General features: G+C 72.1%; 14 protein-coding genes. 9 read left to right on the forward strand and 5 right to left on the reverse strand.

The features are described from left to right. Window positions 1–3 precede the first annotated feature (3 nt). Window positions 4–1,350: an acetyl/propionyl/methylcrotonyl-CoA carboxylase subunit alpha gene (locus ACIBM5_RS09515; RefSeq protein WP_396006243.1), complete on the forward strand. Its 1,347-nt coding sequence runs from the start codon at window positions 4–6 to the stop codon at window positions 1,348–1,350. A gap of 203 nt (window positions 1,351–1,553) precedes the next feature. Then, the gene (locus ACIBM5_RS09520) at window positions 1,554–2,210 is read left to right on the forward strand and encodes an NAD(P)H-dependent oxidoreductase (RefSeq protein WP_396006244.1); all 657 of its coding nucleotides are present in this window, start codon (window positions 1,554–1,556) and stop codon (window positions 2,208–2,210) included. Window positions 2,211–2,298: 88 nt separating this feature from the next. Here ACIBM5_RS09520 and ACIBM5_RS09525 read toward each other — a convergent pair whose 3' ends face one another. From ACIBM5_RS09525 to ACIBM5_RS09535, 3 genes are all read right to left on the reverse strand, one after another. Then, window positions 2,299–2,517 (reverse strand): hypothetical protein, encoded by a 219-nt coding sequence (locus ACIBM5_RS09525; protein ID WP_396006245.1) that lies wholly within the window; start codon window positions 2,515–2,517, stop codon window positions 2,299–2,301. 89 nt (window positions 2,518–2,606) lie between these two features. Next, the gene (locus ACIBM5_RS09530; RefSeq protein WP_396006246.1) at window positions 2,607–4,691 is read right to left on the reverse strand and encodes a GAF domain-containing sensor histidine kinase; all 2,085 of its coding nucleotides are present in this window, start codon (window positions 4,689–4,691) and stop codon (window positions 2,607–2,609) included. A 243-nt stretch (window positions 4,692–4,934) separates the two neighbouring features. Continuing rightward, window positions 4,935–5,603 (reverse strand): response regulator, encoded by a 669-nt coding sequence (locus ACIBM5_RS09535; protein ID WP_396006248.1) that lies wholly within the window; start codon window positions 5,601–5,603, stop codon window positions 4,935–4,937. Window positions 5,604–5,882: 279 nt separating this feature from the next. Here ACIBM5_RS09535 and ACIBM5_RS09540 point away from each other — a divergent pair, with 279 nt between their 5' ends. From ACIBM5_RS09540 to ACIBM5_RS09560, 5 genes are all read left to right on the forward strand, one after another. Then, window positions 5,883–6,680 carry a TIGR03084 family metal-binding protein gene (locus tag ACIBM5_RS09540; protein ID WP_396006249.1) on the forward strand — a complete coding sequence of 266 codons (798 nt, stop codon included), beginning with the start codon at window positions 5,883–5,885 and terminating at the stop codon, window positions 6,678–6,680. Between the two features lie 267 nt (window positions 6,681–6,947). Further along, window positions 6,948–7,787: an SDR family oxidoreductase gene (locus ACIBM5_RS09545; RefSeq protein WP_396006250.1), complete on the forward strand. Its 840-nt coding sequence runs from the start codon at window positions 6,948–6,950 to the stop codon at window positions 7,785–7,787. Window positions 7,788–7,806: 19 nt separating this feature from the next. Continuing rightward, window positions 7,807–9,225: an NAD(P)/FAD-dependent oxidoreductase gene (locus ACIBM5_RS09550; protein ID WP_396006251.1), complete on the forward strand. Its 1,419-nt coding sequence runs from the start codon at window positions 7,807–7,809 to the stop codon at window positions 9,223–9,225. Beyond that, window positions 9,222–10,712 carry a cytochrome ubiquinol oxidase subunit I gene (locus ACIBM5_RS09555; protein WP_396006252.1) on the forward strand — a complete coding sequence of 497 codons (1,491 nt, stop codon included), beginning with the start codon at window positions 9,222–9,224 and terminating at the stop codon, window positions 10,710–10,712. Before ACIBM5_RS09550 ends, ACIBM5_RS09555 begins: the two co-directional genes overlap by 4 nt. Continuing rightward, window positions 10,709–11,728 (forward strand): cytochrome d ubiquinol oxidase subunit II, encoded by a 1,020-nt coding sequence (locus tag ACIBM5_RS09560; RefSeq protein ID WP_396006253.1) that lies wholly within the window; start codon window positions 10,709–10,711, stop codon window positions 11,726–11,728. Before ACIBM5_RS09555 ends, ACIBM5_RS09560 begins: the two co-directional genes overlap by 4 nt. Window positions 11,729–11,842: 114 nt before the next feature. On the opposite strand, the gene ACIBM5_RS09565 is transcribed toward ACIBM5_RS09560, so the two are convergent. Further along, complete coding sequence (locus ACIBM5_RS09565) at window positions 11,843–13,663, reverse strand: glycoside hydrolase family 15 protein (protein ID WP_396006254.1); 1,821 nt, start codon at window positions 13,661–13,663, stop codon at window positions 11,843–11,845. A gap of 314 nt (window positions 13,664–13,977) precedes the next feature. Between ACIBM5_RS09565 and ACIBM5_RS09570 the strand changes: the two genes are divergently transcribed. Next, window positions 13,978–15,348 (forward strand): chloride channel protein, encoded by a 1,371-nt coding sequence (locus ACIBM5_RS09570; RefSeq protein WP_396006255.1) that lies wholly within the window; start codon window positions 13,978–13,980, stop codon window positions 15,346–15,348. Between the two features lie 148 nt (window positions 15,349–15,496). Here the strand turns inward: ACIBM5_RS09570 and ACIBM5_RS09575 are convergent, their stop codons facing one another. Continuing rightward, complete coding sequence (locus tag ACIBM5_RS09575) at window positions 15,497–16,768, reverse strand: citrate synthase (RefSeq protein ID WP_396006256.1); 1,272 nt, start codon at window positions 16,766–16,768, stop codon at window positions 15,497–15,499. A gap of 172 nt (window positions 16,769–16,940) precedes the next feature. Between ACIBM5_RS09575 and ACIBM5_RS09580 the strand changes: the two genes are divergently transcribed. After that, window positions 16,941–18,119 (forward strand): citrate/2-methylcitrate synthase, encoded by a 1,179-nt coding sequence (locus tag ACIBM5_RS09580; protein ID WP_396006257.1) that lies wholly within the window; start codon window positions 16,941–16,943, stop codon window positions 18,117–18,119. Window positions 18,120–18,194 lie beyond the last annotated feature (75 nt).

Raw genomic sequence — 18,194 nt, forward strand, 5'->3', positions numbered from 1 at the left:
GCCGTGTTCGACACCGTACTGATCGCCAACCGGGGCGAGATCGCGCTCCGCGTGGTGCGCACCTGCCGGGACATGGGCATCGCCACCGTCGTCGTGCACTCCGGCGCGGATCGCGACTCGGCCGCCGTACGGGCCGCCGACCGGCACGTCAACATCGGCCCCGCGGACCCCCATCGCAGCTACCTCTACCCGCCGGCGGTGATCGAGGCGGCCCGCAACACCGGTGCGCAGGCGATCCATCCCGGCTACGGCTTCCTCTCCGAGGACCCGGACTTCGCCACGATCTGCGCCGAGAACGGGATCGTCTTCGTCGGTCCGGCGCCCGAGGTGATGGCCCGGCTCGGGGACAAGTCGACGGCCCGGCGGCTCATGGCGGACGCCGGGCTGCCGGTGCTGCCCGGATCGCCGGACCCGGTCGAGACCGCCGACGAGGCCGCCGAGGTGGCCCGACGGATCGGCTTCCCGCTGATCGTCAAGGCGGTCGCGGGCGGCGGCGGGCGAGGGATGGCGGTGGTGCCGGACGCCGGCGCACTGCTGCCCGCCTTCCGGGCGACGCGCGCCACGGCCCAGGCGGCTTTCGGCGACAACCGGGTCTACCTGGAGCGCTACCTGGCCGGTGCGCGTCACATCGAGATCCAGATCCTGGCCGACGGGCACGGCAACGTGGTCCACCTCGGCGAGCGGGACTGCTCGGTGCAGCGCCGACACCAAAAGCTGGTCGAGGAGTCCCCGGCACCGTGCCTGCCCGCCGGCCAGGCCGATCGACTGGCCGCACACGCGGTCGCCGGGGCCCGGGCGGTGGGCTATCGGGGCGCGGGCACCTTCGAGTTCCTGGTCCGTGGCGAGGAGGCGGCGTTCATCGAGGTCAACTCGCGGATCCAGGTCGAGCACCCGGTGACCGAGACGGTGACCGGGATCGACATCGTCCGCGAACAGCTGCTCATCGCCGCCGGCCGACCGCTGGGCCTCGACCAGGAGCGGGTGCGGCCCCGAGGGGCCTCGGTGGAGGTCCGGATCAACGCCGAGGACCCGGCCCGCGACTTCGCGCCCTGTCCCGGCACGCTCACCGCCTTCGACGCGCCGGCCGGCCCGTTCGTCCGCGTGGACACGCACGCGTTCCCGGGATCCCAGGCCCGCCCGGAGTACGACTCGCTGCTGGCCAAGATCGTCACGTGGGGACCGGATCGCGACCAGGCACTGGCCCGGATGCGCCGCGCGCTGGGTGAACTGCGGGTCGAGGGCCCGGGCATACACACCACCGCGCCGCTGCTCGCCGAGATCCTGGACGACCCGGACTTCCGCGCGGGGCGACACGACACGACGCTGCTGGACCGCCGCACCGGCACCTGACGCACCGACCGCGGGCGTATCGGCGCCCGCGTACCGACGCCTGAGGCTCCGGCGCCCGACGTACCGGCGCCCGATGCCCCGGTTCCCGGCGTATCGGCCCCTGACGTATCGGCCGGTGCCATACCCGCTCCCGACGCGCCGGCTTCCGACGTTTCGGCCACCGACACCGGCTTCCGACGTATCGCTTCGACGAAAGGCCACTCATGTCCGCGCCCGGGACCGCTCCCGCGTCCGCTCCCGTCTTTGCCTCCCCGGCCCGCGTGTTGGCGATCTCCGGTTCGCTGCGCGCCCGGTCCGACAACACCCGGCTGCTGGCCGCGCTGCCTGCGCTCGCGCCGCCCGGCATGTGCTTCGACGTCTATCCGACGCTGGGCGAACTACCGCTGTACAACCAGGACTTGGACGTGCATCCGGAGCTTCCGGCGGTGCGCCGGTGGCGTACCGCGATCCGTCGGGCGGACGGGTTGGTGATCGCCACCCCGGAGTACAACCACTCGATCCCCGGCGTGCTCAAGAACGCCGTCGACTGGGCCTCGCGCCCACGAGGGGACGCGTCGTTGTCCGGGAAGGGCATCGCGGTGATGGTGGTCACGGCCAGTCGGCTGCACGGGTTTCGCGGGTTGACCGACACCGTGCGGATCCTGGCCGGTCTGGGCAACCTGGTCGTGCCGCACCCGGAGGTGGTGGTGGGCGGCGCCCCCGACGCGCTGACCGGCGGACCGGACGGATCGGTACGGCCTGCGGACCCCCGGGTCGCGGCGCTGATCCGAGCCCAGTTGCAGGCCCTCTCCGACGTCATCCACACCGGCGCGGCCGGCGCCGCCCTGGCCGCACCGACCCGTCACCGCCACACCGGGTGAGCCCGCCCGCCGCGCGCGCCCGCCGTGCACACGGCGCCGCCCCCACCGTCGAGGACGGTGGGGGCGGCGGTAGGAGGAATGTGCCGAGTCAGCCGGACGGCGGATGATGCGTGTCCGGTTCGGCGGGTCGGCCCGGTGCGTCGGCCCGATGCGGCGGATGGCCGCCGTCCGGATTCGTCGGTTCCGACGAATCCGCGGGCTCCGCGGCCACGCACGCGTGGTTCGGTGGGTGGCAGCCGAAGTGCTTGTCGGGCTGATCCGATCCGGGCGGTGGTTCGCCGCCGTTCGGCAGTGGGGTCGTCGACATGATCGATCTCCGTGCTCTGTGAGGGACGAGGTGATCGGGTCGATCACCTCTCCTCCACCTTCGCGCGGTCTCGGTTCGCCCGCATGTGGTCACGGTCCCGGGCCGGTCCCGGGTTGGTCCCGGGTGTCGGTCCCGGGTCGTGGAATGACCGCGCGCACCACCGTGCCGTGCTCGTCGCCGCCCGCGGTGAAACTGCCGCCGAGTTCCTCGGCGCGTTCGGCCATCGAGGCCAGGCCGACGCCCTCGGTCGCCGCGCCGCGCTCGCGGTCCACGCTCCCGATGCCGTCGTCGACCACCTCCAGGACGACGCGGGTGTCGGTGACCCGGACGTCGAGCGTGGCGTTGCGGGCCCGGGCGTGCCGGACGACGTTGGTCAGCGCCTCGCCGCAGATCCGGTAGACCGCGACCTCCACGGCGGCGGGCAGCGGCGGGGGCGGATCGGGGTCGAAGGCGACCCGGATGTGCGGGTCCGTGCCGTTGCCGCCGTCCAGCCGCGTGGCACATTCGCGCAGTGCGCCGGCCAGGCCGAGACGGGCGAGTGCGGCGGGGGCGAGGCCGTCGGTGATCCGGCGCAACTCGGTGATCGCCTCGCCGATGCTGCGCGACGCGATGGCCAGCGTGCCCTCGGCCGGAGTGCCCGGCGGTACGCAGGCCCGCGCGGTGTCGACCTGAAGCCGGGTGCCGGACAATGCGGGGCCCAGGCCGTCGTGCAGGTCGTGGCGCAGCCGGCGGCGGGCCTCCTCGCGGGCGAGCACGATGTGTTCGCGGGTCTCCTGGAGTTCCTCGTACAGGCGCAGCGACGCGATGGCGGGCGACGCCTGGTCGGCGAGGAAGCGCAGTACTTCCAGGTCCTGGCGATCCAGGGTGTCCTGTCCGGGTCGGGGCGGTGCGGAGAGCCGGCCGATCACGGCACCCTCGTAGGTGAGCGGGAAGTCGACGCGGTCGGCGTCGGCGCTGCCGATCCGGGCGAGTTCGCGTTCACCGTGTCGGGTGGCGACCACGACGCCTGCGCCGGGCAGACCGAGGGTGTGTACGACGGTTCGGCAGAGCAGGGTCGGCGCCGCGCCGGGTGCCGGTGCCCGGCTCAACTGCTCGGAGAGGTCGCGGACCACCTGGTAGGGCCTGGCCCGTTCGCCGTAGTAGAAGCGGTCCACGACGCGCATCGCCCAGCCGATGGTCGGGCGCAACAGGGCGCCGATCACCAGCGCGCCGGCCGCCATCACCAGTGCGCCGGCGGTATGCGCGCCGGGCAGTGTGCCGGAGAGCGCGACGGCGATCCCGAAGTAGCCGCCCATCAGCACCGCGGCCAGCGAGAAGGCGGCCAGCACCTTGCGCGTGGACCGGTCGAGGTGCCACTGCCGGTCCCGGGCGAAGGCGTACGCGAAGCACAGCTGCCAGACCAGCACGCCCGCGTAGAGAAGGAAGTCATAGAGCAGATCCGAGAGTTCGAGGTGGTAGCCGAGGAAGCTCACGGCCAGCCACAACAGGTAGGGCAACAGCGGTACGAGTCGTACCGGGTGCGGTCCGGGCGAGCGCACCCAGCACACGGTCATCACCACGAGGCTGGTGAGGATGACCAGTGGTGGAATCAGGTCCATCCACGGGGTCAGCCGCTCGTCCAGCCACCGCTGCGCGTCGGCCCAGGCGCCGTGGTGCAGGAAGCTGGGCAGTCCGTACCAGTCCGACCCGGCGTGGTCGGTGTACGCGTGCAGAGCGCTCCACACGGCGACCAGCACGGCGTAGATCCGGACGGATCGGGCTCTGGGCAGGGTTCCGTTCGGGAGCCACAGCGGCAGCGCGTACATCCCGAACAGGAACACCCAGTCGGTGACCAGCCACAGGGTGATCGCCACGGCGGACCAACCGGGTCCGGCGTCGGCGAACACGGCGCCGAACAGGACCGCGCTGCCCAGGGGATAGGACAGGCCGGTCCACAGCAGCAACCAGCCCAGGCCTGGCGCGGATCGACGCGAGAGCACGAACAGCCCGGAGAGCGCGAAGACGACGCCCTGGAGGGTGGCCACGCCGATCAGGGCGGGGCGCGGGGACATCCTGGGGTCGTCGAGGTGGGTGAGCAGCAGGACCAGCGTGACGAGGCCGCCGGCCAGGGAGGCGCCGCATACCGCGTAGGCCCGGTCGAGACCGGAGCGTTGCTCTCGGTTGCCGATGGGCATCTGGCGCCTCCTCACGAGACGTCGGCGAACGACGGCGCGGACGAGTGGAGCCGGGTGGGACCGGACGACGCCGGGTGGTTCCGGTGTACGGGGCCCGGCGGGGTTCGGACGTCCCAGGATGGCCGTCGCGAGGTCCCGTGCGCACGAGGCACCGGTCCCATCGAGGTCCCGATTCGGGCCCGGCCGGTGTCCCGGGGCGGCCCGCGACCGGGTGCGCGGATGCGGTGCCGCGCGGGTGCCGGATCAGTCGGCGCCCAGGCCGAAGTCGCGGGCGTGCGCCACCGCCTCCGCGCGGGTGCCGACGTGCAGCTTCTCGAAGATGTGCGTGATGTGGTTGCGCACGGTCTTCTCGGCGAGGAACAGCCTGCGGGCGATGTTGCGGTTGTCCAGGCCGCGGGCGAGCAGATCGAGCACCTCGCATTCGCGCTCGGTCAGCTCGGGGAACACCCGCTCGGCGGTGCGCGGGGCACCACTCGCCAACAGTGCGGTCAGCCGGGGTACGGTCTGCGCCCCGAAGACCGCGCCGCCGGCCGCGACCGTGCGCACCGCGTGCAACACCTCGTCCCGACCCGCTCCCTTGACCAGGTAGCCGCCCGCGCCGGCACGCATCGCGGCGAGCAGGCTGCCGTCGTCGTCGGACATGGTCAACACCAGGACCGGGACGGTGGGAGTGTCGGCGGCGATCCGCCGGGTGGCCTCGATGCCGGAGCCGTCCGGTAGGGACAGGTCCATCACCACCAGGTCGGGACGGTGCTCGGCGACCGTCTCGGGCACCGCGGCGGCCGTCTCCACCTCCGCGACCACCACGACGTCGTGGGCACTCTCCAGCGCCGCCCGCAACCCTGCCCGAAACAACGGATGGTCGTCGACGATCACGACCCGAACCACCTCGGAACCACTCTCCCCAACCACGCGGTACATACTACGCGTGTGCGCGCACTCACTGTGTGCACATGGCCGAGTCGCACCCCCCTCCACGCACGCCTCCGCCTCGAAGCCCCCGCGGCCCCACCCTCACGCCCCCGCCCACACCGCTCCGGGGGACTCCTGTTGCGTTCCCTGAAGCGCGGTGGGGCTTGTCTGCGGGCAGGGGCGATGAAACGCTGCCGGGATCCCGTGGCCACGGGGCGGGACGGTCGGGCTCGCGTGTGTGTCGCGTGAGCGTCGGTCGGTGAGGGGAGGACGGGGACGATGGTGGATCTCGCGGCCGTTCTGGACGACCTCGGAGCGGAAAGTGCCGCACTGGACCGACTCGTCGGCGGGTTGGCGCCGCACGCGTGGGCCATGCCGACGCCCGCGCCGGGGTGGACCCTCGCCCACCAGATCGCGCACCTGGCGTGGACCGACGATCAGGTCCGGCTCGCGGCGAGCGATCCGGCCGGCTTCGCCGTCGCCGTCGCGGAGGCCGCGGCCGACCCCGACGGCTTCGTGGACCGAGCGGCCGAGCGCGGCGCGGCGGAGCCGCCGGATCGCATCCTGGCCGGCTGGCGCGCCGGTCGCGACGCCGTGGCCAAGGTGCTGGCGGCGATACCGGCGGGCGGGCGGTTGCCCTGGTACGGACCGCCGATGAGCGCCGCGTCGATGGCCGGCGCCCGAATCATGGAGACGTGGGCGCACGGACAGGACGTCGCCGACACCCTCGGCGTACGGCTCCCGCCCACCGCCCGGCTGCGCCACGTGGCCCGGATCGGCGTCCGGGCCCGGGACTACGCCTATTTCGTGCACGGTCTGCGCCCGCCCGAGCGGGAGTTCCGGGTCGAACTGAGCGGCGGGCCCGAGGTCGGCGGTGCCTGGACGTACGGCCCCGAGGACGCGGTCGAGCGGGTGACCGGCCCCTTGCTCGACTTCTGCCTCCTGGTCACCCGACGCCGGCACGCCGACGACCTCGCCGTCCGGGCCGAGGGCGACGAGGCGGTGCGCTGGCTGGAAATCGCCCAGTGCTACGCCGGCCCACCCGGACCGGGCCGCACCCCCGGCGGGTTCGCCTGATCCCAGAGGCGGCGACACGCGACCGCCCGGACGCACCAGTTCGGCCGGGCGCTCGACGGGTCACCGTCCCGGGCCGCCCGCACGGGCGCCGGCGACCACGCCCGGTTCGGACCCGGGCGGTGCGTCGAACGAGCCCGGGCCTGCGCCATCCGAGGGGCGCGGCTGTTCCGATCGAGTGGGCGGGGCGCGTCGATCGGCGACGTACGGCCTGCCGCCGGAGAGGGTGATGCTTCGGCGTCGCGGTGCGGGCGATGATGGGAGAACACGATGACCACAGGTGTGGACGGGCCCGGCCGACCGGTGTTGCCACCCATCCTCAGGGGACAGAAAGCGCTGGTGACGGGGGCGAATTCCGGTATCGGCAAGGCGACCGCGATCGCACTCGGACAGGCGGGCGCCGACGTCGTCGTGAACTACGTCTCCGGCCGAGAGACCGCCGACGAGGTGGTCCGGGAGATCGAGTCCTTCGGCGTACGGGCGTACCCGCACGAGGCGGACGTCTCGCAGGAGGACCAGGTCGTCGCGATGGTCGCGCGCATGGTCGAGGAGTTCGGCACGATCGACATCATGGTGGCCAACGCCGGGCTCCAACGAGACGCCGCCCTCACCGAGATGTCGCTCGCCCAGTGGCAGAAGGTCCTGGACGTGAACCTCACGGGTCAGTTCCTGTGCGCCCGGGAGGCGGCCAAGGAGTTCAAGCGCCGCGGCGTGGTCCCGGAGGTCTCCCGCTCGGCGGGAAAGATCGTCTGCATGAGCTCGGTCCACCAGATCATCCCGTGGGCGGGCCATGTGAACTACGCCGCGTCCAAGGGCGGCGTCCTGATGCTGATGCAGACCCTCGCGCAGGAACTCGCCCCGGACCGCATCCGGGTCAACGCGGTCGCCCCGGGCGCCATCCGTACCCCGATCAACCGCGACGCGTGGGCCACTCCCGAGGCGGAGGCCGATCTCCTCGGGCTGATTCCCTACCGCCGGGTCGGCGATCCGGTGGACATCGCCGACGCGGTCACCGTCCTGGTCTCCGACCTGATGGACTACGTCGTCGGCACCACGATCTATGTCGACGGTGGCATGACGCTCTTCCCCGGCTTCGCCACCGGGGGGTGAGGGCGTCGTGGAGGACCACGTGACCCCTCGGCGGGTGGTGATCCTCGGCGGCGGCTTCGCCGGGCTGTTCGCCGTACGGGCCCTGCGCAGCGCCCCGGTCGCGGTGACCCTGGTCGACCGCTGTGCGCACCACCTCTTCCAGCCCCTGCTGTACCAGTGTGCTTCCGGCATCCTGTCCGAGGGGCAGATCGCGCAGCCGCTGCGTGCCGTCCTGCGCCGGCACGACCGGGTGCGGTGCCTGGAAGCGACGGCGACCGACGTGGACGTCGCCCGACGGGTCGTGCACGCCGAGCGGCCGGACGGCCGGGTGCTCGCCCTCCCCTACGACGACTTGATCGTGGGGATCGGCGTGCGCCAGTCCTACTTCGGGCACGACGAGTTCGCGGCCCACGCCCCCGGCATGAAGACGCTGGAAGACGCGTTGAAGGTGCGAAGCAAGCTCTACCGCGCGTTCGAGACGGCGGAGGCGAGCGAGGACGAGCGCGAGCGCGCGCACTGGCTCACCTTCGCCCTGGTGGGGGCCGGCCCCACCGGGGTCGAACTGGCGGGCCAGATTCGGGAGATCGCCGGCCACACGCTCAATCGGGAGTTCTCCGGCATCGACCCGAGTCGGGCGCGGGTGCTGCTCTTCGACGCGTCGGACGCGGTGCTCGCCCCCTTCGGCCCGGTCCTGTCCCGGCGGGCCGCCCGCACCCTGGACGATCTCGGCGTGGAGGTGCACCTGGGCACGATCGTCACCCACGTCGACGACCGGGGCCTGACCGTACGCCGTAAGGACGGCGGCACCGAGCGGGTGGAGGCTCGCACGGTGTTGTGGGCTGCCGGGGTCGAGGCACCGCCGCTGGCGACGGTCCTGGCCCGGGCCACCGGGGCGGAACAGGACCGGGCGGGACGCATCCGAGTCGAGCCCGACCTCACGATCGCGGGCCATCCGGAGATCCGGGTGGTCGGCGACTTGATGAGCCTGGACAAGCTGCCCGGTCTGGCCGAGGTCGCGATGCAGAGCGGAGCCTACGCCGGCCGCCGGATCCGGTACGCCGTCGAGGGCAGGACCGGCAAGACGCGTCCGTTCCGATACGTGGATCTCGGCAGCGCCGCGTACATCTCCCGTGGCAAAGCGGTCGTCAAGATGGGCCGGTTCCACGCATCCGGGCTGATCGGCTGGCTGATCTGGCTGTTCATCCACATCGTCTTCCTCACCGGCTTCCGCAGCCGGATCGGGGCACTGCTCAGTTGGGCGGTGGTCTTCGCCACCGGATCCCGCCGCGAACGCGCGTTCCTTTCATCCGACCCGCAGCCCGACCCCCAGCCCGACCCGCAGCCCGACCCGGAACCGGCTGCGCAGCCCGATGCGCGGCACGGTCCGCCTTCCGGTCCGCCTTCCGGTCCGCCGAGTGACCCCGAGATCACCCGGCACGAGCCATCGAGGCCCGCATGAACCCCGCCTCACCGATTCTGGCCGCGGCGCCGGAACAGCTGCTTCCCGCACGGGAGTTGATGGCCTTTACGCTGGCCTCCCACATCATTCTGGTGCCGTTGGGCGTGGCACTGCCGTTGATCACGCTGGTGATGCACCACCGGGCCCTGCGCGGGAACGATCCGGTGGCAATGCTGCTGGCCAGGCGCTGGTCCGCCGTCATGGCCGTCCAGTTCGCGGTCGGCATCGTCACCGGCACGGTCCTGTCGTTCGAGTTCGGACTGTTGTGGCCGGGCATGATGGGCCGGTGGGGCGACGTCTTCGGTATCGGATTCGGCGTGGAGGCCTGGGCGTTCTTCCTCGAGGCGATCCTGATCGCGATCTACCTGTACGGCTGGCGCCGGCTGAAGCCGTGGACGCATTTCTGGCTCGGCGTCCCGCTGCCGTTCGCGGCGCTGCTCGGCGCGTTCGGAATCATCGCCGCCAACGCCTGGATGAACACCCCTGCGGGTTTCACCCTCGACTCGACCGGCAAGCCGACCGACGTCGATGTGCGATCGACGATCTTCACGCCGATGTTCGGACCCCAGTACTGGCATTTCGTGGTCGCGATGTTCCTGACCGCCGGCTACGTCGTGGCCGGCGTCTACGCGGTGGGTTGGCTGCGCGGTCGCCGCGACCGCTACCACCTCCTCGGGTTCCGGGTGCCGTTCACGATCGCCGCCGTCCTCACCCCCGTGCAGTTCGTGCTCGGCGACTCCATCGCTCGGTCGGTCTTCCACAAGCAGCCGGTCAAGTTCGCCGCCACGGAACTCGTCTGGGACACCGACACGCACGTACCCGAGTACATGTTCGGCCGGCTGCAATCGGACGGAAGCGTCAAGGGGGGCCTCAAAATCCCTCAACTCGACTCCATCCTGGCCGGCTTCAGCCCCGACACCGAAGTGGCCGGGCTGACCGCCGTGCCCTCCGCCGACCGCCCCACGCCGACTCAGGCGACGATCGCGCACTGGGCCTTCGACATCATGGTCACCATCGGCAGCCTGCTGATCCTGTTGGCGCTGTGGTACGGCTGGTGCCGGCTGCGCCGCCGTGACCTGCCGCGGTCACGGTGGTTCTTCCGATGCGCCGCCCTCGCGGGTGCGGCCAGTGTGCTGGCCGTGGAGTGCGGCTGGATCACCACCGAGGTGGGTCGACAGCCCTGGATCGTCTATCGGAACATGCGGGTCTCCGAAGCGGTGACCCCGACCCGGGCCGCCGCGCTGTGGACCGTGCTCGGCGTCATCGTGGTGGTCTACGTTCTCGTTTTCGGCGCGTTCCTCGGCGTGCTGCTCAAGATGCGCAGCCGTTGGCGGCTCGCCGACTCGGGCGCCGCCCGCGCGCTCGCCGACGGACCGGAGAGCGACACCCCGTACGGTCCACGCGGCGAACTCGTCGGCGCCGGCCCGAAGTCCCCGGCACCGCCCGCCGAACCGGGCAGCGGACCGGGGCCCGGGAGCGTGCCGTGACCGCCGACCTCGTCGCCTGGATCCTGCTGTCGGTCATCGCCGCGTATGCCTGCGGCGGCGGCGTCGACTACGGCGCCGGGTTCTGGGACCTGCTGGCCGGCGGTGCGGAGCGCGGGAAGGCTCCGCGGCGGCTGATCGACCACGCGATGGCACCGGTGTGGGAGGTCAACAACGTCTGGCTGATCTTCGTCCTGGTCCTCATGTGGACGGGCTTCCCGGTGTTCTTCCAGACGGTGTTCACCGCGCTGTGGTTGCCGCTGGCGCTGGCCGTCGTCGGCATGGTCCTGCGCGGCGCCGGGTTCGCGCTGCGCAAGCCCACCCGGCGACTGGCCGAACGCCGGATCTACGGTGCCGTGTTCGCCGTTTCCTCGTTGCTCACCCCGTTCTTCCTGGGCGCCGCCGCAGGCGGCGTGGCCTCCGGCCGGGTCGAGCCGGGCACCACCGCCTCGGCCGACGCCTGGGCCAATACCACCTCGATCCTCGCCGGCCTGCTCGCCGTCGCGGCCACCGCGTTCCTCGGCGCGGTGTTCCTCACCTCGGACGCACGCCGCTTCGACGCCCCCGACCTGATCGGCTACTTCCGGGTGCGTGCCTGGATCGGCATCGGCGCGCTCGCGGTCGTGGGCGCGCTCGGCCTGGCCGTGACCGACGAGCACGCGTCGTACGTCCATCACGGACTCACCCACGGGATCGGGCTCCTGCTGGTGGTCGTCGCAGCGGTTGCCGTGGCCGCCACGGCCTGGCTCGTCTCCGGCCGCAATGCCGGATGGGCGCGATACACCTCGGTGGCCTCGGTGGCCTCGATGGTCGCCGCCTGGGGGTTCGCCCAGCGCCCCTATCTGGTGCCCACCTCCCTGACCGTGCGGCAGGCGGCGGGAGCGAGCGCGTCACTGCGGTGGATGCTCTTCGTGGCGCTCATCGCCATCGTGCTGATCGGCCCGGCGCTGGTCGTGCTGTATCGCCTCGACACCCACGGCGTGCTGGAACCGCTGACCGACGAGGACGTCGGGGAGTGACACCGCCGGCTCCGTCCCACCGGGCCGCTCGATTCGGGCGATCGTCCGGGTGGTTCGCCGACCCGCAGGGCGTGCGGTCGACGGTCGGGCCCGCTCGGTGCGCCCGTGGACCGTTCAGGCGCGCCGTTGGTCGAGGGCCTGGTCCAGGGTGCAGGCGGCCGTGATGAGTGAGAGGTGGGTGAACGCCTGTGGGAAGTTGCCCAGTTGCTCGCCGGTGGGGCCCACCTCCTCGGCGAAGAGGCCGACGTGGTTGGCGTAGGTGAGCATCTTCTGGAAGGTGTACCGGGCGGGGCGCAGGCGTTCGGCCCGGGCGAGGGCGTCCACGTAGAGGAAGGTGCAGAGACTGAACGTGCCCTCGGAGCCGCGCAGGCCGTCGGGGGAGGCGGCCGGGTCGTATCGGTAGACCAGGCTGTCGGAGACCAGCGTGCGATCCATGGCGTCCAGGGTGGACAACCAGGACGGGTCCCTGGGGGCGATGAAGCCGACCCGGGGCATCAGCAGCAGTGACGCGTCCAGGACGGCGTCCCCGCCGTAGTGCTGGACGTAGGCCTGAGCGGACTCGTCCCAGCCGTGTTCCATGATCTGTTCCATCACGGTGTCGCGGGCCTCGGTCCAGCGCACGGTGTCGGCGGGTCGGCCGAAATCCCTTGCCATCCGCAGGCCGCGGTCGAAGGCCGCCCAGCACATGACCCGGCTGTAGGTGAAGTCCTTGCGTCCGCCACGCGTTTCCCAGATGCCCTCGTCGGGCCGGTCCCAGGAGTCGGCCAGCCAATCCAGCGTGCGGGCCATGATCTTCCAGCCTCGGTAGCCGGCCTGTGTGGCGATCTCGCGCCCCTCCGACAGGGCGTAGAGGGCCTCGCCGTAGATGTCCAACTGCAACTGGTCGGCGGCCGCGTTGCCGAGCCGCACCGGTGCGGAACCCCGGTAGCCCTCGAAGTGGTCGAGGTTTTCTTCCGTCGTCAGCGGTTCACCGTCGACCCGGTACATGATGTGGAGCGGCTCGCCCTCCTGCCCGGCCGAGGCACGGAGCCGGTCGCCGAGCCAGTGCGTGAAGTCGGTCGCCTCCTCGACGAAGCCGAGGTCGAGCAGGGCCCGGACGGAGAGCGACCCGTCGCGCACCCAGGTGTAGCGGTAGTCCCAGTTGCGCTCGCCGCCCACCTGCTCGGGCAGGCCCATCGTGGCCGCGGCCACCGGCGCGCCGGTGGGGGCGTAGGTGAGCAGCTTGAGGGTGATGGCGGAGCGGTTGACCATGTCGGGCCAGCGGCCGCGGTAGTTGGAGCCGTGCACCCATTGTTGCCAGAAGTCGGCGGCGTGCCACAGCTGGTCGGTGCCCGTGGCGACGGTGAACGGCGGTGGGGCCTCGCCGTCGCCGGTGCAGACGGTGAAGACCGCGCCCGCCTCCTGGCCGACGCTCAGGGTGACCGAACCCCGCATGTCGTCGCCGTCCCGCTCCAGCGGAAAACTGCTCTGCAGGTACGCGGTGACGCCCGGGGCGCGGAACACGCCACCGTCGGCTCCCGGATCGAGCCGGTGGGCGGCCCGGCCGTAGTCGAAGCGTGGTCGGCATTCCAGGTCGAACCGCACGGTGCCGCGCACCGTGCGCACGGCGCGCAGCAGGGTGTGCCGGTCGCTGGGTATTCGGCTGGTGTTCGGCGGCATCCAGTCGATCACCTCGCCGACACCGTCCGGGGACATGAACCTGGTCACCAGGAGTGCGGTGTCGGGATAGTACAGCTGCTTGCAGGTGGCTTCCGTGACGTCCGGGGCCACTCGGAAGAAGCCGCCCCGATCGTGGTCGAGCAACGCCGCGAAAATGCTGGGGGAGTCGAACCTGGGCGCGGCGAACCAGTCGACGACGCCCTGTGAGGAAACCAGTGCCGCGGTCTGGAGATCGCCGATCAGGCCGTGTTCCGCGATGGGAGGGTAGCGGTCCATGAGAGTCCAATCTCAGCCGAATCCCTACCCGATCCACTATCCGGCAGGCGCCGGCTTCGTGCCCTTCGGGGCCGCGCGCCCGGTGCGTTCTCGCGGCCACGAACCCCGATTGCCGAACGGCACGGCCGTGGCGTCGGCCCGGGGCGGGGCCTCGGCCGGTCGCGGTGCGATTGGGCCGGGGGCATGACGGTGCTGGACGTACCGGAGTGCCGCGGGCCGGGTACGCGGAGCCGGCTGCTCCGCGTGGTATCACCGGACAAAGGCTTGTGAGCCGACGCCTTCGTGCGGGTTCCGATGCTGAGGAGACGATGAGAGTGTCGGCCACGCCCGCCGGAGTGCCCGAAACCGCGCCACTCGACCCCTTCGCGCCCGTCCGTGCCCGCGGATACGTGGGGCTTCTGGTGCTGACGGCGGTCCTGGGAGTGCCGATCTCGGCGGCGGCGTTCGGATTCCTCGCCCTCGTCTCCCGGCTGGAGTCGCTGACCTATACCGACCTGCCCGAGGCCGTGGGCTTCGACGGCACGCCCTCGTGGTGGCCGGTGCCGCTGCTCGCCGTCGCGGGTCTGCTGGTCGGCCTGATCATTCGCCGGTTACCGGGGGAAGGCGGGCACAGGCCGGCCGAGGGCGTTTCCTCGGCGGGCGCGCCGTCCGCGGTGGAACTGCCCGGTATCGTGCTCGCGGCGCTGGCCTCCCTCGGGATCGGCGTAGTCCTGGGACCCGAGGCGCCGCTCATCACCCTCGGCGCCGGCCTCGCCGTGCTCGGCGCACGGCTGGTGAAGCCGGACATCGAGCCGAAGGCGAGCGCCATCGTGGGCGCTGCCGGGAGTTTCGCCGCGGTCAGCGCGCTGCTGGGATCCCCGTTGCTGGGCGCGTTCCTGCTGATGGAGGCTTCGGGACTCGCCGGGCCGATGCTCGGGATGGTGCTGGTGCCGGGCCTGCTGGCCGCGGGTATCGGTTCGCTCGTCTTCATCGGTCTGGGCTCGTGGACCGGCCTGGGCACGTACTCCCTGGCCCTCGACGACGTGCCGCATGCCGACGTGCCGGATGTCGCGTCGTTCGGCTGGGCTCTCGTCATCGGGCTCGCGGCGGCCTTCCTCGGCACCGGCATCCGTCGGGGCGCCCTCTACGCACAGGCGCGCGTCGAGCAGTGGCGGGTGCCGGCCACAGTGATGATGGGCGCGATCGTCGGAGTGGCCGCGTTCCTGTACGCCGAAGGATCGGGATACGAGGCATCGGGGGTGCTGTATTCGGGACAGCACGGGCTGAACCCACTGCTCGCCGGCAGCGCCGGATACTCGGTGGGCGCGCTCGTGCTGCTCATCGTGTGCAAATCGGTGGCGTACTGCGCGTCACTGAGCAGCTTCCGCGGCGGCCTCGTGTTCCCCTCGATGTTCGTCGGCGCGGTGGGCGGGATCGCCCTGTCCCATCTCCCCGGGCTGGACCTGACGTCCGGATTCGCGATGGGTATCGGCGCCATGTGCGTGGCGATGCTGAAACTCCCGTTGACCTCGGTGCTGCTGGCCACCCTGCTGCTGGGGTCGCAGGGGCTTACCGTGATGCCGCTCGTGATCCTCGCGGTGGTGGTCTCGTACGTCGTCTCGCTGAGACTCACCCCGGTGCCCACCGCCCCGGCCGCCGCCCCGCCCCCGCCCCCGGCCCCGGCCGTCGGCGCGGACACGGCCTGAGCCGTTGCCCCCTCCGGTGTGCGGGAGTGGGGGTCGTCGGTGCCGAGCGCGCCTTTCGGTGGGCCTGCGCACGTGGTGGTCCGAGGGGCACTGACGCCGCCGGCCGCGATCCGAACGGAGAATCGTCCGCGCGCTCGGACGGCGGCGCTCAGTCCCGACGTGCCTTCGGGTTCCCGGCGTCGCCGGTGGTGGCAGGACGCGGGCCGGTGTAGACGCCGACGGCGCGGTAGCGCAGGCCGGGTTGCCGGTATTCCTCCAGGGCGTGGGCGAGCCAGCCGATCGAGCGGGCCATCGCGAAGATCGCCTCGCCGGCGTCCGGTCGCATGTCCATCGCGTGCGTCAGGGCCGCGAGCGCCAGGTCGACGTTGGCGAACATGTTCTCGCGGGCCGCGGTTTCCCGGGTCAGGGCGTCCACGGCCCGGACCACCCGGGCGACCCGGTGGTCGTCCCGGGCCTGCTCGCGCAGCAGGTCGAGCACCAGGTCGGCGCGCGGATCGCGGTCCACGTAGAGCACGTGGCCCAGGCCGGGCAGGTGTTCGCCGGCGCGGAGGCGGTCGGCGACCGCGATCGTGGGGCTGCCTGCGGGGTCGAGCGCGTCGCGCAGGAAGCGGTGGGTCAGGCCGATCGCGGCGCCGTGGTGGCGGCCGTCGACCACACCCAGGCCGGCGGACACCACGGCGTACACGTCCGCCCGCGCGCTCGCCGCCACCCGCGCGGCCAGCGTCGACACCGCCAGGTCGTGGTCGGCCATCAGCACCAGCGCGGCGTTCAACAGGCGCACGTGTTTCGGTGTGGCCGGCCGGGCGGTGAGTTTCGGCCACAGCCGCTCGGCCAGGGTGCGGCCGGTCGGCGGCTGCGCGCCCGCACACGGCGGCAGGGTGTCGGCGATCACCGCGAGCAGGGTCTCGCCGCCGCGGACGACCGCCGGTTCGGACAGGTCGTAGCGCAGCGGATCGGTCGTGCCGGTCGCGGCCACGATCATCCGGATGCGGTCGATCAGCCGGGCGGTGTCCGGCAGGAGTGCGACCGTGCGACGGACCGTCTCGGCCCGTTCGGCGGAGACCTCGAACGAGGGCACGTCGGCGAGTTCGGCCCGCCACAGCCAGTGCGCCACCGACTCGAGGCGGTGTTCGGCGAGTTCGTGCACGTCTCGACCGCGGTAGTACAGGTGGTCGTCGGCCAACAGGGTCAGGTGGGTGTGGATGCGCTCGATCGAGCCGTTGGGGTCGCGCCGCCCGCCGGTGCGCTCGGCCAGCGCCTCCACCTCGGCGGTGGCGAACCGGCTGCCGCGTTGCCGGGACTCGTCGCGCACGCTGGTCAACAATCCGCGGCTGACGTAGGCGTAGATCGTCTCGGGCTTGACCCCCAACCGCTGCGCGGCCTGGGCGGTGGTCAGGTAGTCGGCGGGGTAATCCCGCAAGTCGGCGGGGTAATCCCGCTCACTTCCCCCGCCCGGAACCCTGCGCCGACCAGCCATTTCGTCCGCACCTCCGCCTCACATTGACATAATCAACATTGACGATACTTGATGACGTGATCGACATTCTTGGTGGGCGGGCCGGTGCGGCTCCGCCGAGGATGGGAGGCATGTCATGGCGGTCGCCGGTGACGAGCGGATCGACGTACCCAGGGGCCTGAAGGGGGTGGTGGTCACCACCACCGAGCTGGGCGACGTGCGAGGCAACGAGGGCTTCTACCACTACCGGCAGTACTCGGCGATCGAACTGGCCGGCACCCGCACCTTCGAGGACGTGTGGTTCCTGTTCGTACACGGCCGGTTGCCCGCGGCCGAGGAACGGGCGCCGTTCGCGGCGGAGATCGCCCGCCTGCGGGTGTTGCCCGAGGAACTGCGGCCGGTGTTGCGGTCGATCGCCATGGCCGGCGAGCGGTTCGACCCGCTCGCCGGACTGCGTACCGCGCTGTCGCTGATCGGCGCCGCGCGCAACCTGCCACCACTGTGGGAGTGCGATCCGCGGCGGCGGGCGGCGGACGCGTTGCTGGTCGGCGCGGCGACCCCGACCATCCTGGCGGCGCTGTACCGCATCCGCGCGGGCGCCGAGCCGCTGGAGCCGCGGGCCGACCTGTCCACGGCGGCCAACTGGCTCCACCTGGTGACCGGAACGGAACCCGAGCCCGCGCAGGTGGCCGCGATCGAGCGCTACCTGATCGCGACCATCGACCACGGCTTCAACGCCTCCACGTTCACCGCGCGGGTGATCGCCTCCTCGGGGGCGGATCTGGTCTCCGCGGTGGCCGGCGCGATCGGCGCGTTCTCCGGCCCGTTGCACGGCGGTGCGCCGGATCGAGCCCTGGAGGCGCTGGACGAGATCGGCTCGCCGGAGCGGATCGACGCGTGGGTGCGGGCCAGGATCGCGGCGGGGGAGCGGATCATGGGCTTCGGTCACGCGGTCTACCGCACCGAGGATCCGCGCGCGGTGATGCTGGCCGAGATCGCCGCCGAACTCGCCGAACACGCCGACGCGCGGGGCGTGGAACTGGTGGAGTTCGCCACCGCGGTACACCGTCGGGTGACCGGGATCCTGGCCGAACTCAAGCCGGGCCGCGAGTTGCACGTCAACGTGGAGTTCTACGCGGGCGTGGTGATGCAGTTGTGCGGCATCCCGCGGAGCATGTTCACCCCGACGTTCACCGCGAGCCGGGTGATCGGGTGGTGCGCGAACATCCTGGAGCAGGCCGAGGACACCAAGATCATCCGTCCGATCGCCCGTTACACCGGCCCGCAACCACCGCGGCCCGTGCCGAGCGCCTGAACCCGCCGCCGCCCGGGGATCGAGGCGCGATCGCGGCGGGGGCGAGGCCGGGGAGCGAGGCCGGGGGCGAGGGCG

The sequence above is a fragment of the Embleya sp. NPDC050493 genome (genome assembly GCF_044458105.1).
In the GTDB taxonomy this organism is placed as follows: Bacteria; Actinomycetota; Actinomycetes; order Streptomycetales; family Streptomycetaceae; genus Embleya.